This is a genomic window from Sphaerobacter sp. (assembly GCF_019683595.1).
Lineage (GTDB): Bacteria > Chloroflexota > Chloroflexia > Thermomicrobiales > Thermomicrobiaceae > Sphaerobacter.
On record NZ_JADGHZ010000033.1, the window covers coordinates 1 to 26,005 of the forward strand.

General features: G+C 68.9%; 30 protein-coding genes, 1 tRNA gene and 1 pseudogene. 10 read left to right on the forward strand and 22 right to left on the reverse strand.

Translation table 11 applies throughout. The annotated features are described in order from the left end of the window. From csrA to fliP, 18 genes and pseudogenes are all read right to left on the reverse strand, one after another. Positions 1–231 (reverse strand): carbon storage regulator CsrA (gene csrA, locus IRZ30_RS05715; RefSeq protein WP_366945322.1); only part of this gene is annotated, 231 nt, incomplete at its 3' end. 8 nt (positions 232–239) lie between these two features. Then, on the reverse strand, positions 240–677 hold the full coding sequence (locus IRZ30_RS05720) for a flagellar assembly protein FliW (RefSeq protein ID WP_294083838.1): 438 nt from the start codon (positions 675–677) through the stop codon (positions 240–242). A 20-nt stretch (positions 678–697) separates the two neighbouring features. Beyond that, on the reverse strand, positions 698–1,573 hold the full coding sequence (gene flgL, locus IRZ30_RS05725; protein WP_294083840.1) for a flagellar hook-associated protein FlgL: 876 nt from the start codon (positions 1,571–1,573) through the stop codon (positions 698–700). A gap of 10 nt (positions 1,574–1,583) precedes the next feature. Further along, complete coding sequence (flgK, locus tag IRZ30_RS05730) at positions 1,584–2,999, reverse strand: flagellar hook-associated protein FlgK (RefSeq protein ID WP_294083842.1); 1,416 nt, start codon at positions 2,997–2,999, stop codon at positions 1,584–1,586. Between the two features lie 276 nt (positions 3,000–3,275). Continuing rightward, positions 3,276–3,722, reverse strand: a complete 447-nt coding sequence (locus IRZ30_RS05735) for a hypothetical protein (RefSeq protein ID WP_294083844.1) — start codon at positions 3,720–3,722, stop codon at positions 3,276–3,278. Continuing rightward, positions 3,709–4,026, reverse strand: coding sequence for a flagellar biosynthesis anti-sigma factor FlgM (gene flgM, locus IRZ30_RS05740; protein WP_294083846.1), 318 nt, complete (start codon positions 4,024–4,026; stop codon positions 3,709–3,711). The genes IRZ30_RS05735 and flgM overlap by 14 nt, the downstream gene beginning before the upstream one ends. Before the next feature lie 124 nt (positions 4,027–4,150). Beyond that, positions 4,151–4,930: a flagellar hook-basal body protein gene (locus tag IRZ30_RS05745; RefSeq protein WP_294083848.1), complete on the reverse strand. Its 780-nt coding sequence runs from the start codon at positions 4,928–4,930 to the stop codon at positions 4,151–4,153. Between the two features lie 32 nt (positions 4,931–4,962). Then, entirely contained in the window at positions 4,963–5,706 is a 744-nt protein-coding gene (gene flgF, locus IRZ30_RS05750; RefSeq protein WP_294083850.1) for a flagellar basal-body rod protein FlgF, read from the reverse strand. Beyond that, positions 5,703–6,341 (reverse strand): annotated as a pseudogene (locus IRZ30_RS05755) (anti-sigma factor); the annotation flags it as partial. The pseudogene IRZ30_RS05755 and the gene flgF, both read right to left, overlap by 4 nt. Next, positions 6,328–6,837 carry a hypothetical protein gene (locus tag IRZ30_RS05760; RefSeq protein WP_294083854.1) on the reverse strand — a complete coding sequence of 170 codons (510 nt, stop codon included), beginning with the start codon at positions 6,835–6,837 and terminating at the stop codon, positions 6,328–6,330. The gene IRZ30_RS05760 and the pseudogene IRZ30_RS05755, both read right to left, overlap by 14 nt. Positions 6,838–6,846: 9 nt before the next feature. Next, complete coding sequence (locus IRZ30_RS05765; RefSeq protein ID WP_294083856.1) at positions 6,847–7,641, reverse strand: FliA/WhiG family RNA polymerase sigma factor; 795 nt, start codon at positions 7,639–7,641, stop codon at positions 6,847–6,849. A 43-nt stretch (positions 7,642–7,684) separates the two neighbouring features. Next, complete coding sequence (locus IRZ30_RS05770; RefSeq protein ID WP_294083857.1) at positions 7,685–7,999, reverse strand: hypothetical protein; 315 nt, start codon at positions 7,997–7,999, stop codon at positions 7,685–7,687. A 231-nt stretch (positions 8,000–8,230) separates the two neighbouring features. After that, positions 8,231–9,307 carry a hypothetical protein gene (locus tag IRZ30_RS05775; RefSeq protein WP_294083859.1) on the reverse strand — a complete coding sequence of 359 codons (1,077 nt, stop codon included), beginning with the start codon at positions 9,305–9,307 and terminating at the stop codon, positions 8,231–8,233. A gap of 7 nt (positions 9,308–9,314) precedes the next feature. Next, positions 9,315–11,381: a flagellar biosynthesis protein FlhA gene (gene flhA, locus IRZ30_RS05780; protein ID WP_294083861.1), complete on the reverse strand. Its 2,067-nt coding sequence runs from the start codon at positions 11,379–11,381 to the stop codon at positions 9,315–9,317. Beyond that, positions 11,375–12,460, reverse strand: a complete 1,086-nt coding sequence (flhB, locus tag IRZ30_RS05785) for a flagellar biosynthesis protein FlhB (protein ID WP_294083863.1) — start codon at positions 12,458–12,460, stop codon at positions 11,375–11,377. The genes flhA and flhB overlap by 7 nt, the downstream gene beginning before the upstream one ends. Positions 12,461–12,474: 14 nt before the next feature. Next, positions 12,475–13,257, reverse strand: a complete 783-nt coding sequence (gene fliR, locus IRZ30_RS05790) for a flagellar biosynthetic protein FliR (protein ID WP_294083865.1) — start codon at positions 13,255–13,257, stop codon at positions 12,475–12,477. Between the two features lie 12 nt (positions 13,258–13,269). Next, complete coding sequence (gene fliQ, locus IRZ30_RS05795; protein WP_294083867.1) at positions 13,270–13,539, reverse strand: flagellar biosynthesis protein FliQ; 270 nt, start codon at positions 13,537–13,539, stop codon at positions 13,270–13,272. Between the two features lie 19 nt (positions 13,540–13,558). Then, complete coding sequence (fliP, locus tag IRZ30_RS05800) at positions 13,559–14,383, reverse strand: flagellar type III secretion system pore protein FliP (RefSeq protein ID WP_294083869.1); 825 nt, start codon at positions 14,381–14,383, stop codon at positions 13,559–13,561. 245 nt (positions 14,384–14,628) lie between these two features. Here fliP and IRZ30_RS05805 point away from each other — a divergent pair, with 245 nt between their 5' ends. The 7 genes from IRZ30_RS05805 (at position 14,629) to IRZ30_RS05835 (ending at position 19,318) form a co-directional block, all read left to right on the forward strand. Then, positions 14,629–14,895, forward strand: a complete 267-nt coding sequence (locus IRZ30_RS05805; protein ID WP_294083871.1) for a flagellar FlbD family protein — start codon at positions 14,629–14,631, stop codon at positions 14,893–14,895. A gap of 5 nt (positions 14,896–14,900) precedes the next feature. Then, positions 14,901–15,710 (forward strand): flagellar motor protein, encoded by an 810-nt coding sequence (locus IRZ30_RS05810; RefSeq protein ID WP_294083873.1) that lies wholly within the window; start codon positions 14,901–14,903, stop codon positions 15,708–15,710. A 6-nt stretch (positions 15,711–15,716) separates the two neighbouring features. Continuing rightward, positions 15,717–16,418: a flagellar motor protein MotB gene (locus IRZ30_RS05815; RefSeq protein ID WP_294083875.1), complete on the forward strand. Its 702-nt coding sequence runs from the start codon at positions 15,717–15,719 to the stop codon at positions 16,416–16,418. A 29-nt stretch (positions 16,419–16,447) separates the two neighbouring features. Then, positions 16,448–17,011: a flagellar basal body-associated FliL family protein gene (locus IRZ30_RS05820; RefSeq protein ID WP_294083877.1), complete on the forward strand. Its 564-nt coding sequence runs from the start codon at positions 16,448–16,450 to the stop codon at positions 17,009–17,011. A 59-nt stretch (positions 17,012–17,070) separates the two neighbouring features. Then, on the forward strand, positions 17,071–17,979 hold the full coding sequence (locus tag IRZ30_RS05825; protein ID WP_294083879.1) for a FliM/FliN family flagellar motor switch protein: 909 nt from the start codon (positions 17,071–17,073) through the stop codon (positions 17,977–17,979). 21 nt (positions 17,980–18,000) lie between these two features. Beyond that, complete coding sequence (fliN, locus tag IRZ30_RS05830) at positions 18,001–18,435, forward strand: flagellar motor switch protein FliN (RefSeq protein WP_294083881.1); 435 nt, start codon at positions 18,001–18,003, stop codon at positions 18,433–18,435. A gap of 187 nt (positions 18,436–18,622) precedes the next feature. Continuing rightward, positions 18,623–19,318, forward strand: coding sequence for a flagellar biosynthetic protein FliO (locus tag IRZ30_RS05835; RefSeq protein WP_294083883.1), 696 nt, complete (start codon positions 18,623–18,625; stop codon positions 19,316–19,318). 79 nt (positions 19,319–19,397) lie between these two features. Here the strand turns inward: IRZ30_RS05835 and IRZ30_RS05840 are convergent, their stop codons facing one another. Then, positions 19,398–20,234 (reverse strand): class F sortase, encoded by an 837-nt coding sequence (locus IRZ30_RS05840; protein ID WP_294083885.1) that lies wholly within the window; start codon positions 20,232–20,234, stop codon positions 19,398–19,400. Between the two features lie 16 nt (positions 20,235–20,250). Then, the gene (locus IRZ30_RS05845) at positions 20,251–22,641 is read right to left on the reverse strand and encodes a choice-of-anchor Q domain-containing protein (protein WP_294083887.1); all 2,391 of its coding nucleotides are present in this window, start codon (positions 22,639–22,641) and stop codon (positions 20,251–20,253) included. Positions 22,642–22,962: 321 nt separating this feature from the next. On the opposite strand from IRZ30_RS05845, the gene IRZ30_RS05850 reads away from it, so the two are divergent. Further along, complete coding sequence (locus IRZ30_RS05850) at positions 22,963–23,391, forward strand: SRPBCC domain-containing protein (protein WP_294083888.1); 429 nt, start codon at positions 22,963–22,965, stop codon at positions 23,389–23,391. Between the two features lie 35 nt (positions 23,392–23,426). Next, on the forward strand, positions 23,427–23,633 hold the full coding sequence (locus IRZ30_RS05855; protein ID WP_294083889.1) for a hypothetical protein: 207 nt from the start codon (positions 23,427–23,429) through the stop codon (positions 23,631–23,633). Between the two features lie 14 nt (positions 23,634–23,647). Here the strand turns inward: IRZ30_RS05855 and IRZ30_RS05860 are convergent, their stop codons facing one another. Then, entirely contained in the window at positions 23,648–25,453 is a 1,806-nt protein-coding gene (locus tag IRZ30_RS05860) for a hypothetical protein (protein ID WP_294083891.1), read from the reverse strand. Positions 25,454–25,522: 69 nt separating this feature from the next. Beyond that, a complete protein-coding gene (locus IRZ30_RS05865; RefSeq protein WP_294083893.1) occupies positions 25,523–25,747 on the reverse strand; it encodes a hypothetical protein in 225 nt (74 codons plus the stop codon). Between the two features lie 172 nt (positions 25,748–25,919). Between IRZ30_RS05865 and IRZ30_RS05870 the strand changes: the two genes are divergently transcribed. Next, positions 25,920–26,002, forward strand: a tRNA-Leu gene (locus tag IRZ30_RS05870). The last annotated feature ends 3 nt before the right edge of the window (positions 26,003–26,005 follow it).

Consider the following 26,005-nt stretch of genomic DNA (forward strand, 5'->3'; position numbering starts at 1 on the left):
GGGGCGGAGGGTGTGGCCGAGCTTGCGGAGGAGGTCGGGATCCTGGGGGGTGCGAGCGGCCTGGAGGTTCTCGGCGCGCACGGCTTCGTAGATCTCCTCGCGCACGATGGGGATGGAGCGCGGGGCCTCGATGCCGAGGCGCGCACGCTCGCCCTCGACGCTGAGAACCGTCACCCGAATCTCACCGTTGATCACGATGGTCTCACCGGCGCGCCGCGCGAGTACAAGCATGGGCGCACCTAATCCCTGACCGTGCCGAGAGGGTACCGCACGGGCCAGGTCGAGTCGGTCAGGACGACCTGGGTGCCGCAGCCGGCTTCCCGGTCGATGACGAGTGGGCCGGCCAGGTTGGCGGTGACCTCCGACGACTCCTGTACCGTGAGGGTGCAGTAGAGGTCGACCTCTGGACGTGCCCCGACGCCGAGTGCGGCCAGGGCTGCCTGGTCGCCCGGTCCGAGATGGTCGAGGTAGCCGGGGACGAGTGGCTGGACCGCGGCGACGAGTAACGACACGCTCGGTTCGTCGAGGCATTGGAGCAGGGCGAACTCGGGCGTCTCCGGGTCTTCCACGACGTTGAATCGGCGCCAACGGGGGAAGCCGACCAACCCCGCAGGGAAGAGCACCGTGATTCCGGCTGGGGCATCGGTGACCGCGTCGATCGCGTGGGCGAGTGCCATGTGATCCCTCTCCAGCCTACTTATGCCAGGTAGTCGAACAGGCTCGGCAGGATGCTGCGGGAGCCTGCGGCGAGCGACGCCTGGTAGACGGTTTGCAGCGTTGAGTAATCGCTCAGCGCCTTTGCCAGGTCGACATCCTGGATCTGACTCCGCAGGCGTGCCACGCTCAGGTCGAGCGCCTCCAGGCGGGAGGCCTGCTCTTCGAGCTGGCTGCCGATGGCCCCGGCGCGGGCCTGCGCCGTGAGGAGCGCCGTGTGCGCGTTGTCGAGCGCGTCGATGGCGGCGCGCATCGCGTTCGGGTCGTTGGCGACTACGGCCGCGTGCGCCTGGGCCAGGGCGTTGAGGGTCGGCAGGATGGCCGTGTCGCCGGTCACGTTGATCGTCGCGGTGACGCCGACGTCGATCACGCGCACGATCGGGCCGGAGTCACCCTGATAGACCGGGGCGTTGGGCGGCCCGCCGAAGGCCGGCGTGTCGGTCTTCTGGCCGGCGAAGATGTACCGGCCGTTGAGGCGCGTGTTGGCGGCGCCGATCGCCGACTCCAGGATGCGCTGCAACTCGGTGGCGATCGCATCGCGGTTCTCGGGCGCCAGCGTGCCGTTGGCGGCGGCGAGCGTGATCTCGCGGGCGCGCTGGATGCTGGCATTGATGCTGGACAGCGCCTGGTCGGTCGCATCGATCCAGGAGCGGGCGTCGTTCATGTTGCGCAGGTGCTGCTGGATGCGGGCGCGCGTTGAGTCGAGCTGGAGAACGTTGGCCGTACCGACCGGATCGTCAGACGGCCGGCTGATCTGCCGACCGGAGCTGATCTGGTCGGCTACGCGGTCCAGTCGCGCCGCGTTGCGCGTGACGTTCCACAGGATGGTCTCGCTCATCATCGCCGTCGAGACACGCATGGTCACTCTCCTACCGGCCGACGAGGCCCGTGCCGTTGATCAACTTATCGAGCATTTCATCCACGACGGTCATCGCCCGTGCTGCCGCTTGATAGGCGTGCTGGTACTTGATCAGGTTGACCGCCTCTTCATCGAGCGACACCCCGGCGACCTCCTGCCGGCGCCGGTCGATGGCACGGGACAGGGTTTCCTGGTTCGCCCGGTCGGCCTCGGCTCGCTCCGCTTCCCGCCCGACGCGGGCGATCAAAGTCTGGTAGAAGGAGTTGATGGTCGCCGTGCCGCCCCCCATGGTGAGCTTCTCGGTTAGCCCGGCGATGTCGAGCGCGATGTCGGCGTTGCCCGGCACTCCCGGTGCAGAGGCCACGGCAAGGAGCGACGGGTCTGCGGTCAGCGCCGGGAGCACGCGCAGGTCGCCGTTCGGCAGGATCTCGAAGAAATCGCGCCCGGGAGGCGTCGGCCCGGTGTCGGTGAGCCCGAACCCGGTCTGGTGCCGCGCGTTCACCTCGGCCACCAGCGTGTCGCGCAGGTTTTCCAGGTCGCCGAGGATCCCCGGCAGCGCGACGTTGTGCATCTCGATCAGCCCGGCGGCGGCGCCGAGCGTGACGTCGATCGAACTGCCGTCGCTAACCCACGTCAGCCCCGCGTTCCCCGTGACCGGGTCGAAGGTCACGCGCACGGCGTCGGTCTGGTCTCGATCCACCAGGGCGTGGCCGGCGATGTAGACGTTGACCGCGCCGTCCGGCGTGACGGTCGTGGTCGTGCCGATGCTCCGTGCGAGCTGATCGAGCAACTGGTCGCGGGTGTCCATGAGGTCGTTGGGCTGCTGGCCCATCGCCAGGACGCCGCGGATCTGGGCGTTCAGGCTCGCGATCTGCTCGGCGATCTGATTGATCCGGTCGGCCTCGAGCGCCAGCCGGTGGGCGGCCTCCTCGCGCTGCTGCAGCACCTGGTTGCGCATGGCATTGAAGCGCTGGGCGAGCGTCCGCGCCACCTCGATGAGCGCCTGGCGCGTGGGGACGTGCTCGGGCCGGTTCGCGACCTCTTCCCAGCCTGCCCAGAACTTGTCGAGCGCCGCGCCGAGGCCCGTCTCGCTCGGCTCGTTGAGCAGCGTGTCGAGCGTGCGGTAAATGGTGGTCTTGGCTTCACTCATGCCGAGCTGCTCAGCCTGGGTGCGGTACTGAACGTCGAGGAACCCTTCGCGAATCCGCTGGATCGAGAGGACGGTGACGCCGGTGCCGATCTGACCAACCCGCGGCGCGCTCAGCGTCGGGATGGTATAGGGCGGGGTGGTCCCGAGCGCCGCGGCCTGGCGGCTGAACCCGGGCGTGTTGGCGTTGGCGATGTTGTGGTTCGTGATGTCGATCGCCTGCTGCTGGGTCTGCAGCGCGCGGAGCAATGTTTCCAGCCGTCCGAATGTTGGGAACACGTCCGTGACCTCCCCGGTGTTCTTCGTCCCTCTGTTTACGACTATCGGCAGGCGGCGCAGGAACTTGAGGGCCTGGGCGTGTCCGCGCCGCGTCCCGGACCCGCGGTTGCGCTGTCAACCTGCGTGGAGCGCAGGTTCTCGGATCAGGACGGCCGCTCCATACGCCGCCCACCGCTCCGCGCCGGGCGATTCCGCTCACGATGACAGTAGGTGAGGCGATTCCTTGTTCCCGTCTGAACCAGGAGTAGGCGAGATGCCGGCATGCCGGTCGGGCTCTCAGGCGGTGTGGTCGAGCAGGTGCGGTCGGACGCGAACCTGGGCGCCGGGGCGATAGCCGGCTAGCCGACGGGCGAGCTCATCGTTGGCGATGATCGTCTCGTGGGTCACGCCGGTGAGGGCGTTAATGAGGTCGTCCATCTGATCGCGCAGGAGCGCGACCCGGCCGGCCTCGCGCTCCAGATCGCGAAGGCGTGCGGAGAGCGCGGTGCGTGCCGTGTCATCGAGCGCCGCGAACTGGGACTCGAGCCGGTCCTGGATGCCGGCGGCATCGGCGCAGAGGGTCAGGACGTGGCGGACGACCTCCGCCACGGCATCGAGGTCGCCGTCGCCGAGGGCCGACCGCAGGCCCTCCAGGCGCTCGACCAGCCGCTGCTGGATCCCGATCAGCGCCTCGATGAGGGACTGCGCCTCCAGGGCGCCGCGCTCTTTCTCAGGACTGGTCATCTCCGAGCCCGAGCAACTTGGCCGCGACCTTCTCGGCCGGCACGTGGTACTCCCCGGCTTCGATGCGGCGGCGCAGTTCCGCCACGCGATCGGCGCGCACGTCGGGGCTGGTGTGGACTGCCTCAGTCGCGCGCTGGATCTGGCGCAGCCCCTCGGACACCGCCACGGCTTCGGCCTCCCCGGTGGACGCGCCGCCGGCACCGGTCACCGACCGGTCGCGATCGGTCCGGCGAGTGGCCTTTGCCTCCTCGGCGCGTGTAGCGTAGGCGTCGCGTGCCTTGTTGGTCCCGATCCGATCGATCATCTCTGGCTCCCACTCGCGCCTGGTCCGGTTGCATCGCTGGACGAAGACGTCCTACTCACAGTATCGGACAGGCGCTCCGTTTCCTAAAGGGCCAGTCGTGCCCGATTTCCGGGCCGGCGCCCGGTTACGAGCGTACCTGGATCGCGAGGCCCACCATCTCGTCGAGTGTCTGGAGCGCCCGCGCGTTGACGGTGTAGGCGCGCTGGGCCTCGATCAGCGTGGTCATCTGCTCCGCCAGGTCGACCGTCGATGCCTCCAACGCGCCGCTCTGGAGTACAGGGAAGCCGTTCGCCCCGGGTGTTCCCACCTGCGGCGGCCCGGAGGCGACCGTGGCGGCGAAACGGTTCTGTCCCGCGGCCGACAGTCCCTGCGGGTTGGCGAAGCGCGCCAGGGTGATGCGCCCGACCTCGACCGGGTTCACTTGCCCCGGCAGCGTGGCGAGGATTCGCCCCTCGGGCGTGACCTCGGTCACGCGGGCGCCGGGCGGGAGCGTGACAGGCGGCGTGAGCCGGTCGCCCGCGGACGTGACGAGTTGGCCTGCGCCGTCGGGGCGGAAGTTACCGTCCCGCGTGTAGAGGGTCTGGCCGTCCGGTGTCGTCACGACGAAGAAGGCGTTCGGGCCGAGGATGGCGACGTCGAGCGGGTTGCCGGTCGGCCGTGGGTCTCCCGGCTCGAAGACGCGGCTGATCCCACCGATGGTTACCCCCTCGCCGATCTCGGTGGTGGGGTCCGCGGCGCCCCCGGCGCGGGCCACTTCCAGGGGTTGCGGGGGCATGTCCACCGGGTCCACCCGCGCTACCTTGAAGCCGGTCGTGCCGAGGTTGGCTACGTTGTTGGCGACGGTGTCGAGCCGCGCCTGCTGGACGCGCAACCCGTTGGCTCCGGTCGCGTAGAGACTGGTCATCCGGTTCCTCCTCGTACCGACCGCCTGGGCGGCTACGACACGACCCGTCCGATCTCGTTCACCGCGGTGCCCAACGTCGCGTCAGACACCTGCAGCATGCGCTGGGCGAGCGCGTAGCTGCGGCTTGCCTCCAGCATGTCGACCATCGACTGCGTCAGGTCGACGTTCGATTGCTCGACGAAGCCCTGGCTCACACCGGCCGTCGCCGACTGTTGCCCGGCGCCGTCGATGACGAAGCGGTTCTGCCCGACGGCTTCCACGGGGGCGTCGGGAGGGAACTCCACGAGTTGCAGTTGACCTGCCGGTGCCCCGTTCACCCGGATCGTGCCGTCGGCGTCGACGTGGATCTCGCCCTCGGGCAGGGTGATCGGGCCGTTGAGCCCGAGCACCGGGAACCCGTCGCCGGTCACCAGGCGGCGGTCAGCGTCAAGCTGGAAGCGGCCGTCGCGGGTGTACTGCACGCCGTCCGGCGTCTGCACGGCGAAGAAGGCCGTGCCGGCGATGGCGAGGTCGAGCGGCCGTCCGGTCTCGACGAGCGCGCCCTGGCTGAGGTCGACGGCCCGTTCCTCCGGTCGCACGGCGGTCGAGATCGACCCGAGAGGCGCCGCGCTGCCGCCCGCGAAGCGGCTGAGGAACATCTCCCGGAAGTCCTGGACGGTCGTGCGGCGCGCCTTGTAGCCAGGCGTGCTGGCGTTGGCGAGGTTCTCACTGATGGTGAGCTGGCGGCTGAATTCGGCCATCATGGCCGCTGCCGCTTGATACATTGAGCGGATCATATGTCCTCCCTGGTCCCCGCGACCGGGCGCCGCTGCCGCCGAGCGCGGCGCAGCGCGCCCAGGCCGACGAGCAGCGCCGCGTTCGCCCCAAGTGCGAGCGGCACGCTCGGGGCGGTGTCTTGTGGTGCCGGCCCGGTCTGCGGGAGGGTTGGCGGGAACTGTTGGACCTCCGCCGGGGTGCCGGGGAAGCTGCCGACCAACACCCGGCGAGCATCCGGTCCGGGGTCCGGGTCCGGCTCCGGCTCGACGGTGACCATCACGAAGTCCCAGCCCCGGTCGGGGATGGGCTCCGGCAGCAGTTGGTCGACGTAAGTGGTGGAGCCCTCGACGGCGGTGAAGCGAGCCAATGGGTAGGTCTCGCCGGTGGTTGAGTTCATGAGCCAGAGCTGGTAGCGCTCGTTCGACGGGAGGGCCGGGAGCCCCAGCAGATCGGCGCGGATATCTGCCTCTTCCAGGTTGACCAGGACCACGCCGTTCGCGTCGGCCGGCCCCCAGGTCGCCATCGTCGGCACGTGGGAGACGATCACGCGCGTCGGGAACGACTCGGCGGCCGCGTGCGGTGCAGGGGCAGCGACGAGCGCGACCGCGAGCAGTGCGACGGGCAGGCGCCGCAGCCAGCTACTAGGCATCGATCTGCCCCCGTTCGCCGCGTCCGTGGAGCCAGTAGAGCAGGCGGGCCTCCTGGCGGCCGGTGCCCAGCTCGCGCGCCGCCGCGCCGAGCGATATCTGGCCGCTCAGCAGGTGCTCGATCGCCTCCGGCGACTGCACGCCGAGCTGCGCCGCGATCTCCTTCACGTCGGGCGGCTCGGTGTTCGGAGCCGAGCGCCCGAAGGCGAGCGCCTGCGGCTGCCCACCGAGGGAATGCCCTTCGGCCGGGAGGGTCGTCACGCGCTCCTTCAGAGACGGCACCGGTGCGGCGGCGTTCGCCGCGACCGTGGTGGCGCTGACGATCTCCCGCCGGAGGCGGCGGATCTCCTGGCGCATCTCCTCGACCTCACGCCGCATGTGCCGGCTCTTCCCCAGGGCGATGTTGGCCGTCCAGCCGGCGACCGAGGCCACGCCGAGGCCGGCGATCAGCCCAAGAACTTGCAGATATGGCGAAACCGAGAGCCCGTCCATGGTTCTGGTCAATATCCCCCTTTATGCGAGCACGTCGTCCGCGCTCACACCACCTTCGTGGAGCAAGGCGCGGAGCTGTAGCCGAGCGCGGCTGAGCAACTGACTCACCCGTGACTCGGTGATCCCCAGCACCTCGCTGATTTCCCGCAGCGTCAGCTCTTCGTAGTAATAGAGCGTCACCACCAGGCGATCCCGCTCGGGCAGGCGCTCCAGCGCCGCGGCGAGGCGGTGCACCATGTCGGCCTGCACGGCGGCGTCGAGTGGCTCGGTCGCCTGCGCGTCGGGGAGGGTGTCCTCCAGCGTGCTCTCCCCGTCGCGGTCGGGCTGCTGGAGCGGGAGAATCGCGCAGGCCGCGTCCTGGACTGCCTGTCGGAAGGTGTCGATGGTCATGCCCAGGTGGGCAGCCACTTCCTCCTCGGACGGCATGCGGCCCGTCGCGGTGAAGATTTCCCGGTAGGCCTGCTCGATGGCGCGGGCCCGCTGCCGGGCGGTGCGCGGCACCAGGTCGAGGGTTCGCACCGCGTCGATGATCGATCCACGGATGCGCTGGATGGCGAAGGTCTCGAACTTGACGCCGCGCTCCGGGTCGAAGCGATCGATGGCCTCGATCAGCCCGATGGTGCCGTACCCCAGCAGGTCGTCGCGGTCGAGCGTGGCGGTCAGCGCGATCCGCAACCGGTCCACCACGTACTTGACGAGGGGGGCGTACTGCCGGATCAGCGCCTCGCGGGTACCGCCGTCGCGCGCGATGGCGTAGCGGCGCCACAGGGCCGGACCTGCTTCTGGGCTTCCCACAGTGATCGACGCGGTGCTCATCTCCGGCGTATCCCTCATCTCGTGGCGTCACGGCGTGCGGACGCTAATCGCCGGCCAGGGCTCCATCGTGGTGCGTGCCCTGCTCGTCGGGGAGGGTGAAGTCGATCACGCGCCCCCGATCCTCCTCCGGCTCTTCTTCCTGCGCGGTCGGCTCTTCGGCCGGGGGCGGGGGAGCGATGACCTCGGTGATGAGCAGGCCGGCGCAGATGGTGATCGCGAAGGCGCCAGTGCTGGCGAGCAGCACCCACTCGATCGACCGGGTCCGCACCAGGGTGACGATGTAGACGGTGAGGAAGACACCAATCGCCAGCAGGAAGATTTGCTCGCGTGTCCCCGGCTGGCGTCGGGGCTTCCACATATCTGGCCTCTCCTCCAGCCCATCCGTGCGACGCCCGGTGCCGGCCAGTTCGGCGGCCCGTGACATCGCTGTTTCGGAGTCGCGACTCGATGCTACGGCAGGTCCGTCCATTCCAACATGGCCCGTCCGTCGCGGTTTTCTCGGGCCGAGCGTCATCGATCCCGACTGACCTCCGTACCGGCTTTGGGCGACGACATGGTACGTACGTACTAGGCGTCAGGCTCATCCACGTCACTGCCGCACCAGCTCCCGTTGGTAGCGGTACTCCATGGCGCTGAGCAGCAGATCCGCCAGCGCAGCCGGGGACGCCGCCGAGATGTCGTCGGGCACGAGCGGTCCGGCGCAGGTGTAAGTGAGCGGCAGCCGGATGTGCTCCACGAGCCCGATCACGGCGGGGCCGCGGCGCGTTTCGTCAAGCTTGGTCGCGATCAGGCCCGCCGGGTTGAAGAGGGCGAAGCGCTGGCTGGCCGCGATCAACTCGTCGAAATCGCCGGTCATGGCGAGGGTGAGGTAGCAGGTGACTGGGGTGTTGCTCGCGATCAGATTCCGCATCTCCTTCAGCATGGCCGCGTCGTAGGGATTGCAGCCCGGCGTGTCGACCAGCACGAGATCCGCCTGGGCCGTCTCCTCGAGTGCGTGGTCCAGATCCTCGCGCGTGTAGACCGTATAGAAAGGAAGCTGCAGGATCTCGGCGAAGGTCTTGAGCTGCGCGATGCCGCCCACGCGGTAGGTGTCGGTGGTAATCAGCGCCACGCGGCGCCCGCGGCTGGCGCTGAAGATCGCGGCCAGCTTGGCGATGGTGGTGGTCTTGCCGACGCCGGACGGCCCGACCAGCGCGGCGACGACGCGCTCCTGTCCCGTCCTGACCAGATCGTCGGTGCTGATGCGGCGCTGGAGGACGTGGGTGACGGCCGCGTGTCGACGCAGCGCCGAGCCCGCCCCGCAGGCCATCGCCAGGTCGCTTGCCAGGCGCTCGCTCACGCCGTACTGGCGGATGAAGTCGACGTCGAGCTCGTCCGGCCCCCACGACCGCCCAGGGTCGTTCGGGTCCACGGCCCCGGACGGCGGACTCGCCGCACGGGAGGCCCGGCGGCGCAGTGCGCCGAGGGCGTCGATGCGCGGCAGCGGACCGGTGTGGCCGTAGCCGGTTACGGCAAACTCTCCTGTCTGACCGGTCATGGCGACGACTTCCACCCCGCCATCAAAGGGGCCACGGCGCACCTCCAGGATGAGGGCGTCGGGGCCAAGTTCCTCCTTGGCCTGGCGGATGGCGTCGGTCACCGTCGCGGCACGAAACGTCTGACTCATGCTTCACCTACACCCGTACCATGCCGGCAGCGTGGACCTGCACGTTGGGCGCGATCTCGCGGTAGGAAAGGATGGTCAGGTTGGGCAGAGAGCGCTCGGTTGCGCGCCGCAGAGCCAGCCGAATCCCGGCCGGCACGAGCAGGATCGGCTGGCGGCCAAGGCTGGCGACCCGCTCCATCTCGCGGGCGATCGCCGTCAAGAAACGTTGCAGCCACTCAGGGTCGAGCGACAGTTGCGGCCCGGACTCGGTGGCCTGCAAGGAGTCGACGAGGTGGGACGAGACCTCCGGTTGCAGGGTCAGGACGTAGAGGTCGCCCTCGGGCGTGGCGTAGCGGGCCGAAATGGCCGGCGCCAGCGCGGCGCGCACGTGCTCCGCCAGGGTGGGCACGTCCTTGGTCGTCCGGGCGTGGTTGCCCAGCGCCTCCAAGACGGTGACCAGGTCGCGGATCGAGATCCCCTCCCGCAGGAGATGCTGGAGGACCTGCTGGACCTCGGCCAGGGAGAGGAGGTGCGGGACCAGCTCGTCGACCACGGCCGGGTGCTCCAGTCGCACGCCGTCGAGCAGCCGCTGAACGTCCTGCCGCCGCAGGATGTCGGCGGCGTGGGTGCGGATAACCTCGCTCAGGTGCGTGGTCACCACCGATGCCGGGTCCACCACGGTGTAACCCAGTGCCTCGGCGTGCATCCGCTGGTTCTCCGGGATCCACTTGGCCGCCAGTCCGAAGGCCGGCTCGCGGCCGTCGATCCCGTCGATCTCGCCGCTGACCCCGCCCGCGTTCATGGCCATGAGCCGATCGGGGTAGACCTCGCCACCGGCGACCTCGACTCCGCGCAGCTTGATGCGGTACTCGTTGGGGCGCAGTTGCAGGTTGTCCCGAATCCGGATGGTCGGCACCGTGATGCCGAGGTCGAGCGCGACCTGCCGCCGCACCAGCGTGATGCGCTTCAGCAGCGTGCCGCCCTGCGTCTCGTCGACGAGCGGGATCAGGCCGTAGCCGATCTCCAGCTCCATCGGGTCGACGCGCAGCAGGTCCATCATGTCGTCTTCGGCGGGCGTCTCGGCGGGTGCCTCCTCGACCGGCGCGGCCCGGTGGTGCTGGCGCACGAGCTGGCTGGCGCCGAGCAGCGCGACCGCGATCAGGAAGAAGGGCAGCTTGGGCAGGCCCGGGATCACGCCCAGCAGGAGGAGCAGCGCGCCACCGATGGCCAGTGCCCGCGGGTTCTTCAAAACCTGGCGCACCATGTCGTGCCCAAGGTCGTGGTCGGAGGTCGAAGCGCGGGTGACGATGATACCGGTCGCGGTCGAGATGAGGAGGGCCGGGATCTGGCTGACGAGGCCGTCGCCGACGGTCAGCAGGGCGTAGGTCCGCAGCGCTTCGCCGATCGGCAACCCGCGCTGGAGCGCGCCGATGATCACCCCACCGATGATGTTCACGATGATGATGATGACGCCGGCGATGGCATCGCCCTTGACGAACTTGCTGGCGCCGTCCATCGCGCCGTAGAAGTTGGCCTCGCGGGCGATCTGCTGTCGCCGGGCTCGGGCCTCGTCCTCGGTGATAAGCCCGGCGTTGAGATCAGCGTCGATCGCCATCTGCTTCCCTGGCATGGCGTCGAGGGTGAAGCGGGCGGCGACCTCGGCCACGCGCCCGGCGCCGTTGGTGATCACCACGAACTGGATCACCACCAGGATCACGAAGACGACGATCCCGACGACGTAGTTACCGCCGACGACGAACGACCCGAACGCGGCGATGACGTCCCCGGCGTCGCCGCGCAACAGGATCAGCCGGGTCGATGTGACGTTCAGACCGAGGCGGTAGAGGGTCGCCAGGAGCAACAGCGACGGGAAGGCCGAGAACTGGAGCGGCTCCAGCAGGTAGATCGACACCAGCAGGATCGTGAGCGCGCCCGCGATGTTGAGCGTGATCAGCACGTCGACCAGAGCGGGCGGGATGGGCACGATCATCATGGTGACGATCATGATGACGCCCATTGCCAGGACGACATCACTGTACTGGGTGAGCCGCCGGAAGCCGGTGACCGGCGTGCTATTGCTCGCCGTCGTTACCATGTGCCTTGCTCACTTCCCGCGCCCCACGCCGGCCGCGTCCGCAGCCGGTAGACGTAGGCGATCACGTCCGCCACTGCCTCATAGAGTGCGATCGGGATCTCGGCCCCGACGTCCGCCATGCGGTAGAGCGCCTGGGCCAGCGGCTTGTTTTCGACCACCGGGATGGCGTGCTCGCGGGCGATCTGCTTGATGCGCTCGGCGGTCAGGCCGCTGCCCTTGGCCACCACGACCGGCGCCGGCATGGTTCGCATCTCGTAGCGGATGGCGACGGCCAGGTGGGTCGGGTTGGTCACGACCACCGTGGCCTTGGGCACGGCGTGCATCATGCGCCCGCGCGCCAGTTGTCGCTGGAGCTGACGGATGCGCGACTTCAGCTCCGGGTTGCCTTCGGTCTGGCGCAGCTCCTCGCGCAGCTCCTGGCGGGTCATGCGGAGCCGCCGCTCGTAGTCCCAGCGCTGGAAGGCGTAGTCGGCCAGGGCCAGGATGAAGAAGGCGCCCGCCGCGCGCAGGCCAACCTTGACCAGCGTCCGCCCGACCGCCTCGGCGATGCTCACGGGGTGGGCGCCGGTCAGCGACGCGAAGTGGGCTACCTCGGCCCGTAACACGGGGTAGGTCACGGCGACGATGATGACCAGCTTGACCAGGGCCTTGAATGTCTCGAACGCGCCCCGGCGGGAGAGGATGCGCTTCAGCCCGCTGGCAGGACTGATTCGCTTGAAGTCGGGCTTGAGCGCGGACAGGGCGAAGACGGGGCCGCTCTGGGCCACCCCCGCCACGACCCCGACCACGAGGACCACCGCCACGAGCGGGCCGACCACCCGGGCGAACACCATGCCCGACTCCCAGGCCAGGTTCTGGATGGCGAGCGGGGTGAGGTCGCTCGGGCTCAGCCCGCCGAAGGTGCCGCGGAAATACCCGGTGAGCGTGCCGGCCGCCTGGCCGCCGTACCACTGGAGGAACGCGAGCGCGCCGAGCAACCCGGCCGCGGCGCTCAGTTCGGCGCTGCGCGGCACGTCGCCCTGGCGCCGGGCGTCGTGTCGTCGCTTTGGTGTCGCGCGTTCCGTGCGCTCCTCGGCCATTCCCGTCCCTCCCGCTACCGCACCACCGCGCCGGCCCGGCCGATCGCCTCAATCACGCCGCCGGTGACCATCGGCGCCAGAACCCGGAGCAGGAATGGAAGCGTCAAGAGCAGCACGCCGAAGCCGGCGAAGAGCTTGACCGGCAACCCGACGAAGAAGACGTTCATCTGCGGCACCATGCGGTTCAGCACGCCGAGGCAGGCGTCCACGGCGAGCAGCGTCCCGGCAACCGGCAGGCCGATGCGCAGGGCGTCGACGAACATGAGGCTGACGAGCGCGATGATGGCCGTCCCGGCGTTGTCAGCGAGCGCGGCGCTCCCGACCGGCACGGTCTGGAAGCTTCGATACAGCGCCATCAGCACCAGGTGGTGCCCGTTTGCGCTAAAGAAGACGAGCGCGGCGGTCACGAGATAGAAGGTATTGATTGGCGTTCCTTGCAGGCCGAGCGACGGGTTCAACATCGTGCTCAGGTTGAGACCGATCTGGGCGCCGGCGAGGCTCGCGGCCATCTCGATCGCGCCGAAGACGACGGCGACGCCGAAGCCCATCAGCAGGCCGAGGAGGAACTCGCGCGCCATTCCCACGGTGAAGTGCCCTGGGTCGGTCAGCGTCGCGGCGTCAGGCCGGTTGAACGGCACCAGTACCAGCGACAACGCGAGCGCCGCGACCACCTTGATCGCCGGGGGCACGCTCCGGCCGGCGAAGCCGGGCATAAACATCAGCATCGTGCCGATGCGGGTGACCATGAGCAGGAAGACGGCGATCGATTGGGGGACGAGCGGCGACGCGATCGTCATCCGAGCCCTCCGTCACCGGGTCAACTGCGGCAGCAGCGTCAACAGCCGCACGGTGAAGCGCACGAGCTGATCGGCCATCCACGGCCCGGCCACCAGCAGCACGATGAACATCACCACCATCTTGGGCACGAAGGTCAGGGTGGCCTCGTTCACCTGCGTCACTGCCTGGAAGATGCTGACGACCAGCCCGACGACCAGCGCCGCGAGCAGCAACGGGGCGAGGACGAGCAGCAGCGTCGCGATCGAGTCGCGCGTCAGCTCCAGAACCAGCATCTCGCTCATGCGCTGTCTCCTCGCCCGCTCATTGGAAGCTCATCACGAGCGACCGGACGATCAGGTCCCAGCCGTCGACCATCACGAACAGGAGCACTTTGAAGGGCAAGGAGACGACGACCGGCGGCAGCATGATCATGCCCATCGACATCAGCGCGCTGGAGACGATCATGTCGATGATGAGGAAGGGGATGAAGATCACGAAGCCCATCTGGAAGGCGGTCTTCAGCTCGCTGACGATGAAGGAGGGCACCAGCACCCAGGTCGGGACGTCGTCCGGCGTGCGAGGGCGGGGTTGCTGGCCGAGCTGCATGAAGAGGGCGAGGTCGCGCTCCCGCGTCTGGCGCAGCATGAACTGGCGCAGCGGGCGCACGGCGCGGTCCATGGCCTCCGCCTGCGGGATCTCGCCGGCCAGGTAGGGCTGGAGCGCGGTGCGGTTCACCTCCTGCCAGACGGGCGCCATGATGAAGATGGTCAGGAACAGGGCGAGGCCCAGCAGCACCTGGTTCGGCGGGAGCTGGGGGACGCCGATCGCGTTGCGCGCGAACGAGAGGACGATGATGACCCGCGTGAACGAGGTGACCATCATCAGCAGCGTGGGCAGGAGCGCCAAGAAGGTAAGAAGGAAGAAGAGCTCCAGCCCCGAGTTGACGGTCCCGGCGCTGCCGGTGGCCGCCCCACCGGAGTCGATGCGCAGTTGCGCGTCGCCCAGTTGGGCGTCGGCGGTGCAGGAGGGGAGCCAGAGGATGGCACTCGCGAGCAGCCCAATCAGGGCGGCGCGGCGCAGGCGGCGCGCCCGCTGCGGCACGCCTGCCGTCATGCGGTCGTCGTTCTGGACGCGGTCGCGGACCACGACAGGGATCCTCCAGACAAGACCCGGATGCGCCGCGTGCGACGGATCGCACGCTCCCTGGCACAGCACGCTATCTGTACGTCCACAGTGTACGTACATTGAGCAAGGATTGCAAGTGGCTGAGAGTCCTACATGAGGCCATCGGCGATTGGGACTATCTTCCGGTTGTGATGGGTGAACGGACACTCCTAGAATGGCCCAGACGGCCGGGTGCACCCCGTGCCGGATGAGGAGATGGGGCGTGAATGGTCACGGTCACGCGGCTTGACGGCTCCGTTGTCGTTCTCAACGCCGATCTGATCGAGTCGATCGAAGCAGTGCCCGACACGGTCATCACCCTGGTGAACCACCGCAAAGTGGTCGTCCGCGAGCCGGCGGAGGTGGTGGTCGAACGGGTGCTGGCCTACCAGCGGGCTGTCCGCGGGCCGGAGCGTGTGAAGACAGGAGTTGGGACCGAGGACGCGCCGGCAGCCGATGAGCCGACGGCGGACCCGGCCCCGCAGGAGCGGTAGCGATCATGGATCTGGCGACGATCATCGGTCTCATCCTCGGCGTCGTGGCGCTGGTGACGGCCTTCGTGCTCGAGGGCGGGCACCTGACGTCGCTCCTCGGCCTCACCGCCTTCATGATCGTCTTCGGTGGGACCTTCGGCGCCACCATCGCCAGCCACTCGCTCGACGAGGCGAAGCGCATCCCCAGTTTGATCCTCCGCGCGTTCAAGGCGCCGTCCGATCGCCGCCGCGCCCTGATCGACGAACTGGTCACGCTGGCTGAGGTGGCGCGGCGCGACGGCCTGCTGGCACTGGAAGACCGCGTCATCGATGATCCTTTCCTCCAGCGCGCCGTCATGCTCGTCATTGACGGGACCGACCCGGAGGTCACCCGTTCCATCCTCGAGCGCGACATTGAGGCCATGGAGGCCCGCCACGCCCGCGGCTACGGGATGTTCTCGACCATGGGGGGCTTCGCCCCGACGATGGGCATCATCGGCACGGTTATGGGCCTCATCCATGTTCTCTCCAATCTCAGCTCGCCGGACGAACTCGGGCCGGCCATCGCGGTCGCCTTCCTGGCCACGCTCTATGGTGTCTCCTCGGCCAACCTGATCTGGATCCCGATCGGCAACAAGCTGAAGCTCCGCAGCGAGCAGGAGGCGGACGAGCGCTGGCTCGTGGTCGAGGGGGTCATGGGCTTGCAGGCCGGCGACAACCCGCGGGTGCTGCGGGAGAAGCTGACGGCGGCGCTGCCGCCCACCGATCGTGCCGCCGCGTCGTCATCGGCGGTGCCGGCTGCGGCGGCGCGGGCGATGGCGGAAGGGGGCGAGTAAAGCGGCATGGCCCGGCGGCGGCACGAGCACGCAGAAGAAGCATCGGCTGAGCGGTGGCTGATCACCTACGCCGACCTGATTACGCTGCTGCTCGTCTTCTTCGTGGTGATGTACTCGATCTCCAAGGCCGACTCGGCGAAGTTCCAACGCTTCAGCACCTCGGTGCAGCAGGCCTTCCGTGTTGAAGTGATGGAGCCGGGGCAGCCGCTCGGCCCGCAACTGGCGGAGCAGGACGTTCGCTTCATGAGCTTCCTGGCCGTCCGCGGGCAGATCGCGGCGCTGGTGCAGCGCTACGATCTGGGGCTCGATGCGGCTGACGTCGAGTTGACACAGGAGGGGATCGTGATCCACCTGGCGGACTCCGTGCTCTTCCCGCCGGGTGAGGCACAACTCCGCCCGGATGCATACCGCGTGCTCGCCGACATCGCCGCCATCATCGGTCCGATGCCGTTCCCGGTGCGGGTGGAGGGTCACACCGACAACGTTCCGCCTTCGAATCCGAACTACCCCGACAACTGGGCGCTGTCGACGATGCGAGCGGTCAGTACCGTGCGCTATCTCTCCGACGTGCAGGGCGTGCCGCCCGAGCGGCTGGCGGCAGTCGGCTACGCCGAGTATCGGCCGCGCGCCGACAACCGCACGTTGGAAGGGCGACGGAAGAACCGGCGGGTGGACCTGGTCATCGTCCAACCGGGTTCCACCGGTTGACATGACTGAGGAGGGGGGTGGCGAATTAGATGGACGCAGAGATGCACAGCGCTGATGTGACACAGGACGCGAACAAGAAGCTCCTCCTCATGATGGGTGGAGTCGGCGCCCTGATCGTGGTTCTCCTGGTTGGGGCGGTGTTCGTGCTCCCGCGCCTGGTTCCGGGCGGGATCAGCATCCAGCTCGGGAACACCGATGCCGGGGAGACGATAACGGCGCCGCCACCGGCGGGGGTCGATGTGGGAGTGCCGGTCACGCTCGGAGAGCGTGTGGTCAATCTCGCCGATCCGGGCGGTTTCCGGTATCTTAAGACTGAGATCGTTCTCAGTTTGCACGTGCCCGGCGTCGTGGGGTCCGAACTCTCGACCGAGGAGCTCGAAAAGCAGCAAGCGACCCTCAACGCCCGGCTCGAGCCGATCAAGCCGCAAATCCAGGATATCCTCACCTCCGTGCTGACGGCGAAGACGGTCGCGGAGGTCACGACCCCGGAGGGGAAAGAGGCGCTGCGCGAGCAGTTGATTGAGAGCCTGCAGCCGCTCCTGCGGCAGTATCAGATCACCGGGCTGTACTTCGCCCAGTTCGTCATCCAGTAGCAGGCTCCCCGTTGCTCGTCGTGTCGCCGGACCGTGACGCGGACAGGAGGCTGTCCAACGTGTCGGGCTCACCGGTGCCCTACAACTTCCGCCGACCGGACAAGTTCTCCAAGGATCACCTGCGCTCGATTCAGGCGATCCAGGAGGGGTTCGGGCGCTTCGCCGCCAACTTCCTGGCCTCCAAGGTCCGCGCCGCCGTCCATGTCTCCCTCGTCCATGTCGAGCAGTCGACGCTGGGGGAATTCCTCGACGATCTGCCCTTCCCGACGACGCTCTTCATCAGTCCGCTCGACCCGCTCGTCGGGCAGGCGATCATGCAGATCGACATGGACCTCTCGTTCCTCGTCATCGACCGGATGCTCGGCGGGCCGGGTGACTCGGCCCCGGCGCCGCGCGCCGGTGCCGCCGTCACCGAGATTGAGATGCTCCTGCTGCAAGAGTTGGGGCAGGGGCTGTTCGACGAGTTCGTGAACGCATGGGAGCAGGTGACCTCGCTCCGTGCACCGCACTGTGAGGTGGCTCTGGGCGCAATGCAGGTCCAGGGGCTCCTCCCCAGCGAGATCGCGCTGGTGATCCGGCACGAGGTGCGGATGGAGGGGGCGAACGGGCGCTTGACGATCTGCCTGCCGGCGTCGATGCTGGAGCCGATCCTCCCACGGCTGAACGCCCGGCTGCTGTTTGCTAACCCGCGCACCGAGGTCGGTGAACAACTGGAGCGCGATCTCGCGGCCCAACTGGAACGGGTGTCGCTGGCGGTCCGGGTTGAGCTGGGGCGGGTCACCGTGCGGGTGGCCGATCTGCTCCAGGTCGAGGTGGGAGATGTCATCCGGCTCGACACCGCCGCCGATAGCGCCTTGCCGGTGCTGGTTGAGGACCGGGTCCGCTTCCTCGGGCAACCTGGTCAGATTGCCGGCCAATTGGCGGTGCGCATCGTCGAGCGGGTCACGGACGACACCGTCGTCCCGTAGGTGGAGAGGATAGACCCAGGAATGAGCAACACGCCGCCCGAGCGCCCTGGCGCGGCCGGATCGGTCAGTTGGCAGTCGTTCGATCGCCCGGAGGGGCAGGGTGAGGCCGCGGCCCCGGGCGAGCAGGCCAAGGACGCGGCCGCCAGCGTTCACCCGGCTGCCTTCATGACGCTGAGCCAGGAGTCCCAGACCGGGGGACCACAGAGCATCGAGTTCCTGCGCGACGTTGAGGTCGAACTGACCGCCGAACTGGGCACGGCCCGCATGCAGATCAAGCACATCCTTGGCCTGCGCCCTGGCTCGGTGGTGGAGCTCAACCGGCTGGCGGGCGAGCCGGTAGACATCATGGTCAACAAGACGCTGATCGCGCGCGGCGAGGTCGTGGTGGTAGACGAGAAGTTCGCCGTCCGGGTCGTCGAGATCGTCCCACCTGAGCGTCGCCTGGGCAGCGGGTGAGTGTAGTCGCAGGCGCGTGGTCTCGTTCACGCAGGATGACGAGAGAGCACGGGGTACCGGCGGACCACGCCGGGCATCATCCTGAATCGCGCAGGCCGCATAGCGCGTGCGTACCCGCGCATCACGGCCGTGAGCACACCGGTCCAACGACCCGCACCGCTGGTGGGTTTCGAGGAGGAGCAGGGCGATGTGGCAGTGGCGGCAGTCTCCCGGTGGGGCGCAACAGGGGGCGCGGTGGGGCGGCCGCTCGGCTCGCCTCTGGTTCGCGGTGGCCGCGCTGCTGATCGTTGGCTACCTCGTCCTCCAGGCGCTGGGTTTTCCGGGGTCGGACGGGGGCGCGAGCGGCACCGTGGGCACACCCTCCGACACCACCGGCTACCTGGCGCAGGGCTACGCGCAACTCGAGCAGGACGCGACGGCGACCTCGTCGGGTTCCTTCTGGAGCCTGTGGGTCGGCATGATCATCCCCCTGGCGATCGTGCTCCTCGCCGCCTACGCCATCCTGCGTGGCCTGCGCTATCTGAACACCCGCGTGGCGGCACCGGTCAGCAGTGGGCGACTGCTGGAGTCGATCGACGCGCTCAGCCTCGGTGCACAGGGGACCGTGCACCTGGTACGTGTCGGCGAGCGGGTGATCGTCGTGGGCGCCAGCGGGCAGCAGCTCTCGTTTCTGACCGAGTTGAGCCCGGACGACGCGGCGGCGGTGCTGGCCGTGCACCGGGCAAGCGGCGGCGCCGACCCGCTGGCGACGCGGGGAGTCCTGCAATCCTTCCAGGGCATGCTCGCCGGCCGGCTCGCCCAGCAGCCGTCCGGTGAACCCACGTCCGGCGACGCATCCGTCACCACCCCGCCGGATACCTCCTCTCACCAACCTGCACGCTGAAACGGCTGCGCAGGGCGTCCAGACCGAGGCGGGGCGCTCGCGGCACGTCCGTGTCGTCCGCGCCGACGGTGTGAACCGTTCAGGCAACGCGCTCGGCGCGGACGACGAGGCGGTCCTCATAGCGGCCGATGGTGCGGTCGAAGATCCCGGCGCAGGTGATGAGGGTGATTGACTCGGTCGGCGTTGGGCCGACGATCTGCTCGACCGGTGCGGTCGCCTCGCGGTAGACCGTCTTGCTCACCACCTGGTACTGATACGTCGTCCCGTCGGTGAGGACGACCTCGATCAGTTCCCCCACTTCGATCGAGGGCAGATCCCAGAAGACCGCGGGCCCGACGGCGGGATAGTCCAGGTGCCCGGAGAACACGGCGTTGCCGGGGCGACCGGGGAAGCTGGTGAAGTCGTACCAGACCACCTCCTGCGGCTGCTCCGGGGCCTCCATCACCCGGTGCGCATCCAGCCCCCTGACCACCACGGGCGCGTCGACGCCAAGGTCGGGGATGACGAGCCGCTCGATCGCGGCATCGTTCGGGCCGGGTGCGTGGGACGAGGCGCCCGGGACAGCGGTCGCCGTGGGAGCCTCTGCTGTGGGGGTCGGCGATGGGCGACCCGGCGCGATAGTGTAGATGGTGGTCCGTGTGCTCTCGGGCACGGCCGCCTGGTGCGTCGATCCGTGCCGGTCACCGGCGGTCAACCAGGTCACGGCGCGGAACGCGCCGAAGGCCAGTGCCGCGGCAAGCAGTCCGGCGGTGATGAGCACCGCCGCGGCCGCGAATGGGGATGACGGTCCGGTCGTCAGGAGATCGCGCCAGCCGATCGCGGCGGCCGCAGCACCGGCCCGCGGGAGCGGGGCCGTGCGCTGCGCGGCCGGAACGCTCGCGGTGCGGTGCACCCGCTGCCAACTGCGTCGTTGCATCCGCCCCGCTCCCTACCTACTGTCCGCCGGTGTTGGGCAGCCGGATGTTGTTCCCGGGTGCCGGGGTCGGTGTCGCGGTCGGCAGCGGCGTGGGCGTGAACGTCGGCCAGGGCGTCACCGTTGGGAACGGCGTCGGCAGCGGCGTGGCCGTCGGGGTCGGCGTGGGCTCCGGTTCGGGCGACGGTGTGGCGACGGGCGTGGCGCTCGGCGTGACGCTTGGCTCGGCGTCGGGCGTCGCGACCGGGGTCGCCCCGGGTGTGGCGGTCGGCGTCGCCGCAGTCGGTTGTGCTTCGAACGCGCCGATGTCGCAGCCGTCCCCCTGGGGACGGGTCACGTGACGCTGGTCCTCAGCCGGGCAGTTCGCCGGATCTCCGGCGTCGATGGCGGCGCTCCCGGGGCCGAGCGCGTGCGTCGCGGTCGCGCCCCCGTTCTGCTGGAGCGGGCCGAGCACGGCCGGGGCGAGCGTGCGATCGCCGCTCTGGTTCAGCCCGCAGCTATCGGTGTCCTCCAGATTGAAGCCGAGTGAGGTCACCGGGCCGGTGCAGTTCGCGCTGACGAGGCTGTTCGCGACGATCGTGCTGCCGAGCGTGAGCGTGCCGCCTTCGTTCGCCAGATTGCCGCCGCCACGGGCGCCGTTGTAGGCGATCGTGGTGCTGCGCACGGTCGTCTCGCCGCCGGTTCCGGTGTAGATGCCGCCACCGGTGTTGGCGCCGACGTTGCCGCTCACCGTGGCGTTGGTCACGGTGGCGGTGCCCCGGTTCGCCAGCCCGCTCCCGAGGGTGGCAGCCGTGTTCCCGCTTAGGGTCGAGAACGCCACGTGGACCTCCCCGGCGTTGGCGATCCCGCCGCCCTCGCCCGCGCGAGCGATGTTGTCCGCCACTGTCGTGTCGCGCAGCGTCACCGTCGCACCTTGGGCGTTGTGAACGCCGCCTCCATCCACTTCCGCCAGGTTGCTGGCGAGCAGCACCCCGTCGAACGCCAGCGTGCCCGCATTGCTCACCCCGCCGCCGGAGCCGGCCGCACGGTTCCCGCGGAGAGTGATCCCCGTCAGATCGACCGTACCGGTGTTGGCGACGCCACCGCCCGCCGATGCCACGTTCGAATCGACCGTGGTGCCGTCGGCGAGGGTGAGCGTGCCCTCGTTCGCGATGCCGCCCCCGTTGCCGGCCTCGGCGACGTTGCGGCTGACCGTGCCGCCGGTAACGGTGAGCGTGCCGAGGTTCAGGATGCCGCCACCGGGGCCGGTACGGGCGGTGTTGTCCACCACCGCCGTGTCGGCGATCTCCATCGTCGCCCCATCGGCGAGGATCCCCCCGCCGCGGACAGCCGCTAGGTTGCCGCTTACGGTGCTGCCGGTCAGCGTCAGCGCGCCACCGGCGATCCCGCCGCCATCGTCCGCGCTGTTGTCGCTGATGGTGATTCGGGTGAGTTCCACGCTGCCGCCGACGGTGGCCAGCCCGCCGCCGGTGCGTGCCCGGTTGCTCGTGATGCTGGCATCGGTGACGGTGAGGGTGCCGCCCTGGTTGCGGAGCGCCCCGCCCGAGGCGCCCGCTTCGTTCCCTGTCAGCCCGCTCTGGTCCTCGATCCGCACGGTGCCGCCGTCGTTGGACAACCCACCGCCGTCGATGCCCGCGACGTTGCCGTTGACGTTGCTGTGGGTGAGGGTGACGGTCCCCGCGGCCGCATTGGCGATGCCGCCGCCGTTGCCCTCCGTCGTGTTCTGCTGGACCAGGCTGCGGTTCACGGTCAGCTCGCCCGCGTTGGCGATCCCGCCGCCGTTGCCGCCCGCGGCGCGACTCCGCATCACCGCGCTGCTGGTCAGGGTAGCGGTGCCGCCGTTGTAGACCCCGCCGCCCGCGCCTCCGGCGACGCTGTCCTCGACCGTGACATTCACCAGCGCCAGGGTGCCCTGATTCAGGATCGCGCCGCCGTCCGCGGTGACCTGGCCGGTCGTGTCTCCTCCGCGCGTCGTGAGGTTGTTGAGCTCGAGCGACGCGCCAGCGTGGACGTGGAACACGCGGTCGATTCCGGCGGCATCGACGAACGTCCGACCCGCGCCGGCGCCGGTGATGGTCAGCGTGTCGGTGATATCGAGGTCACCGGTGGCGGCCGCGTCTTCCCCGGTTCCGGTCAGCGTGAGCGTGAACGTGCCTTGCGGCAGCGCGATTACCGCAGGACCGGCTGCGGCATTGGCCTCCTGGATCGCCGCGCGCAGCGTGCAGACGCCGTTGCCCGGCGCCGTCTCGCAGGTGCCGTCGCCCGGCGCGGCGTCGGGGACGTCGCTGAAGTCGGTCACGGTGTAGGTCACCGCGTGCGTCTGATGGACCACGGCGAGACCGACGCCCGTGGCAAGGCCGAGGGCGACCGTCAAGACCAGCAGCCTCCGGAACCCGAGCAGCTTCCGCATGAACCGTGCATCCTCCACGTGGCACCCCCGGCAGCCCAGCGGCTGCCGGGTGCTTGAGCGACCGTTGCGAGGAGATCGGGCCGATGGGCAACGCGCGACGGGGAGATGGGCCACGCATCTCGTCCGCCTCGAATGTACGTACACGTGTTCGCACCGGTCAACGCGAGCCGATCGCCAACAAGTCCCTATTGGGGTGGGACGGCGGTCCCGCCGGGTCGTGGCCTGGGCACGAGCGGTGCGCAGGATGCGGCTACGCTGAAGATGGGGCACAATGGTTCCGGTGATGGGACCGGGTGGACCGAACATGAAGGAGGCCAGGCGATGGAGTACAGTGGGCAGGGCAAGGTCGCGGCCGCCCCGCAAGCAGTGTGGGACTTCCTCACCGATCCGAACCGCTACGGCGCGTGTGCGGAGGGCTTCGAGAACGTCAAGGTGGTCGACGACCGGCGCTTCACCTTTGAGCTCCACGCCTATGGGCAGCGGCTCAAGTGCGAGGGAACCTGGCTGGAGCGGGATGCTCCGCGGCGCGCCGTGATGCAGGTGCAGGGCGGCGACTTCTTCGGCAAGGCCAAGCTGGTCAACACCGTGGAGCTTGAGCCGGACGGTGACGGCACCTTGGTTCGGTGGCACACCGACGTAAGCCTCAGCGGTGTGCTCGCCAGGGTCGTCGGCGACCGGATCGGGTCGATGGTGGAGCGGATCAACCAGTCGGTGCTTGCCTGTATCGAGCGGGAGGTGGCGGCCGGGTAGTTGCCCGTCACCCCGCCGCGGGAAGGGGGAAACGCATGCGCGGTGAATATATCCTTCGCCTAGCGCTGGTGGGCCTCGTGGTGGGGGGTGCGGTTCGCTGGTATCGTCGCCGCACGCCCGCGCCGGTGCCTGTTGCCCCGACCCCCACGGCCGAGGATGTGTCACAGGACGTCGTCGAAGAGGCATCGAAGGGATCGTTCCCCGCCAGCGACCCGCCCGGCTGGATTCGCATCAAGACGTAGCCCGCGCGGCGCCGTCAGTTGTGCCGCGGCGCCGCCGGGCGGAGGATCCCCGTCTGCTCAAACACCCGTCGGACGATCGCCAGCGTCGATGCGTACGTCGAATCCATCCCGTAATAGGAGAGGCCGCGGGCGCCGAGCGTCTGCGCGCGCGTATACGGCGTATCCGACGCGTAGTGGATGATCCCCAGATCGATCGGGATCTCGGCCAGGTTCACGTGCTCCCCCTGCCCATGCCGGGTCAGGAACGTATCCTCGTAGAGCGCACTCAGATACGGCCCGGCCTCCATCTCCACCACCGTGTAGTTCTCGCGGTAGAAGAAGTCGAGGTACTCGCGGTTCTGCAGATAGGTGCCGAGCACCGTCACGGCGCGCTGGTGGTCAAGCGCTGAGCCGTAGACCAGGAAGGGTGTCAGATCCTCGACGCCGAAGCTGTTGCGCAGCCAGTAGGTATTGCCGCTGTGCTCGTCGAAGACCACGTCGGGGATCATGACGTCGCCGATGCGGGCGTTGAGCGTGGCCGCCTTCCCGAGGATGTAGACCCCCTTGATCTGGTGGGTGCTCATCGCGATCCGCGAGAAAATATGGTATGCGGCCATGCCGAGCGGGTAGTTGATGTTGATCACCACGGCGTCGGAGCCCTCCGGCCGGAGCTCCCCGAGCGCGCGCAGGCGCGGGTCGAAGTCTTCCGGCCGGAGGCGATTCAGCTCGATGATCTGGACGGCGACGTCCACCCCCGCCTCGGGCTCGATCGTCGTAATCCCGCGCTCCTCTTCTTCGGCATTGCGGGCGGCACGTTCCTCCGGGTGGACACCGTAGTAGAGCCGCGCGGTGTAGTAGAGGAAGTTGTCCCAGTTGCTGCGGCTGGTCCCGGCCTGCATGGCCCGGAGTTCCGGCAGCAGCTCGCGATTCTCCGTCTCCTCGACGAAGCGGATGAGCCGATCTCGCCGGCGGCGGGCGGTGCCGGAGAGGATGTTGACGATGCTGTGGGTGTTGGAGGAGATGAAGTAGATCGGGCGGTCGATCAGCTCGCGCTCCAGCAGCAGCTTCTCGATCGGCGTCCACCAGCGGTGGATCGTCCGCGCGTAGCCGACATACGTGCCGCCGAGCATCTGGAGCGTCAGCCGCTTCTTGTCCTGCGCCACCAGCTCCAGGTTCTCCCACAGCCGGTCACCCCAGGCTCCCGCCAGACGCTCCCAGTCGTTCGGTGCGATCATCAGCCGCTCGCGGATCTCCTCGACCACCTGCGGCGCCACGTTGCCGCCGGAGCCCGCCGCCTCGGCGATCAGCGACCGCAGGTGGTCGTCGCCGGCGATGATCGCGTGCATCTTGTTCCACTCGATCTGCCACGCGACGATGGTCGGCACCAGATCGTCGAGGTCCGACGCCGAGGCGACGAACGCGGCCAGGATCGCCTTGCCGTCGTACCACCAGCGCCGTCGCCGACCCGGCGCGGTCACGCGTTCCCACCGCTCCAGGTCCGGGTAGCCGGCCTGGGCGAAGTTGTAGGCCGACTGTCCCAGCACGATGTGCTGGACCTGAACCATGCTCGCCGGGAGCCGGAGGGTGCTGTACATGAACGCATTCATATCCGGCGCCTTTTCCAGGGCGCCTGCGTGCAGGCTCGATTGGATATTCAGGTGGGCCGGCTCCAGCGTTTCAACCTTGATCGGCCCCGAACTCTGGAGGAGCGTGTTGTACGTGCGGACGTAAAGGTCGACCTCCCGCTTCCCGGCCGTATGAATCGGGGCATGTTCTTGGGTCCGGGGGCTTGCCGAATCCCGCCCGATCGCTTGCTCGCTCCTAACGTGGTCGCTTGCCATCCGCGAACCCCTCTCGGCCATCGCCCCGTCCTTGTCGGGCACCCACTGGTGGGGGGAGTCTATGCCGCCTCACCGCCCACGCGCTCGCACGGCCACGTCGAACGCCACCAGCATCAACCCGAAGATCGCCGCGGCCAGGAAGACCAGCCCTCCCCAGGTGAACGACCGGGACGCCCCGGTGCCGAACCCCGCCACACTCACCACGAGCAATGCCCATCCGGCCGCCCCGGCCCAGCGGCCCTGACGGCCGTAGAGGTAGCCCACAATGGGCAGGTAGAGTGCCAGGATGATCACCAACGCGATTGCGGTCGACGACAGAACGCACCCTCCTTCGGCGTCGTGAGCCGGATCGGCGCCAGCACGTCATCGTGGCGGCATTGTAGGCACCACCCCGCGACACCGGCAAACACGCCCCACGCCAGTGGCCGCACAGGCCCAAGAGCACGTATACTTAGGCGAGCACCGCGCCGAAGTGGCGGAATGGCAGACGCGGCGGTCTCAAAAACCGCTGCCCGCAAGGGCGTGTGGGTTCGACTCCCACCTTCGGCACCC

Coding starts and splice junctions, on each gene's coding strand:
- flgF (WP_294083850.1), bottom strand. CDS start 5,706: ATGATCCGCTCAATGTATCAAGCGGCAGCGGCCATGATGGCCGAATTC.
- IRZ30_RS05775 (WP_294083859.1), bottom strand. CDS start 9,307: ATGAGTCAGACGTTTCGTGCCGCGACGGTGACCGACGCCATCCGCCAG.
- flgL (WP_294083840.1), bottom strand. CDS start 1,573: ATGCGTGTCTCGACGGCGATGATGAGCGAGACCATCCTGTGGAACGTC.
- IRZ30_RS05845 (WP_294083887.1), bottom strand. CDS start 22,641: ATGCGGAAGCTGCTCGGGTTCCGGAGGCTGCTGGTCTTGACGGTCGCC.
- IRZ30_RS05805 (WP_294083871.1), top strand. CDS start 14,629: ATGGTCACGGTCACGCGGCTTGACGGCTCCGTTGTCGTTCTCAACGCC.
- IRZ30_RS05720 (WP_294083838.1), bottom strand. CDS start 677: ATGGCACTCGCCCACGCGATCGACGCGGTCACCGATGCCCCAGCCGGA.
- IRZ30_RS05820 (WP_294083877.1), top strand. CDS start 16,448: ATGGACGCAGAGATGCACAGCGCTGATGTGACACAGGACGCGAACAAG.
- IRZ30_RS05735 (WP_294083844.1), bottom strand. CDS start 3,722: ATGACCAGTCCTGAGAAAGAGCGCGGCGCCCTGGAGGCGCAGTCCCTC.
- flhA (WP_294083861.1), bottom strand. CDS start 11,381: ATGGTAACGACGGCGAGCAATAGCACGCCGGTCACCGGCTTCCGGCGG.
- IRZ30_RS05850 (WP_294083888.1), top strand. CDS start 22,963: ATGGAGTACAGTGGGCAGGGCAAGGTCGCGGCCGCCCCGCAAGCAGTG.
- IRZ30_RS05860 (WP_294083891.1), bottom strand. CDS start 25,453: ATGGCAAGCGACCACGTTAGGAGCGAGCAAGCGATCGGGCGGGATTCG.
- IRZ30_RS05835 (WP_294083883.1), top strand. CDS start 18,623: ATGTGGCAGTGGCGGCAGTCTCCCGGTGGGGCGCAACAGGGGGCGCGG.
- IRZ30_RS05770 (WP_294083857.1), bottom strand. CDS start 7,999: ATGTGGAAGCCCCGACGCCAGCCGGGGACACGCGAGCAAATCTTCCTG.
- IRZ30_RS05810 (WP_294083873.1), top strand. CDS start 14,901: ATGGATCTGGCGACGATCATCGGTCTCATCCTCGGCGTCGTGGCGCTG.
- flgM (WP_294083846.1), bottom strand. CDS start 4,026: ATGATCGATCGGATCGGGACCAACAAGGCACGCGACGCCTACGCTACA.
- fliN (WP_294083881.1), top strand. CDS start 18,001: ATGAGCAACACGCCGCCCGAGCGCCCTGGCGCGGCCGGATCGGTCAGT.
- fliQ (WP_294083867.1), bottom strand. CDS start 13,539: ATGAGCGAGATGCTGGTTCTGGAGCTGACGCGCGACTCGATCGCGACG.
- fliR (WP_294083865.1), bottom strand. CDS start 13,257: ATGACGATCGCGTCGCCGCTCGTCCCCCAATCGATCGCCGTCTTCCTG.
- IRZ30_RS05745 (WP_294083848.1), bottom strand. CDS start 4,930: ATGACCAGTCTCTACGCGACCGGAGCCAACGGGTTGCGCGTCCAGCAG.
- IRZ30_RS05815 (WP_294083875.1), top strand. CDS start 15,717: ATGGCCCGGCGGCGGCACGAGCACGCAGAAGAAGCATCGGCTGAGCGG.
- IRZ30_RS05840 (WP_294083885.1), bottom strand. CDS start 20,234: ATGCAACGACGCAGTTGGCAGCGGGTGCACCGCACCGCGAGCGTTCCG.
- IRZ30_RS05765 (WP_294083856.1), bottom strand. CDS start 7,641: ATGAGCACCGCGTCGATCACTGTGGGAAGCCCAGAAGCAGGTCCGGCC.
- flhB (WP_294083863.1), bottom strand. CDS start 12,460: ATGGCCGAGGAGCGCACGGAACGCGCGACACCAAAGCGACGACACGAC.
- IRZ30_RS05855 (WP_294083889.1), top strand. CDS start 23,427: ATGCGCGGTGAATATATCCTTCGCCTAGCGCTGGTGGGCCTCGTGGTG.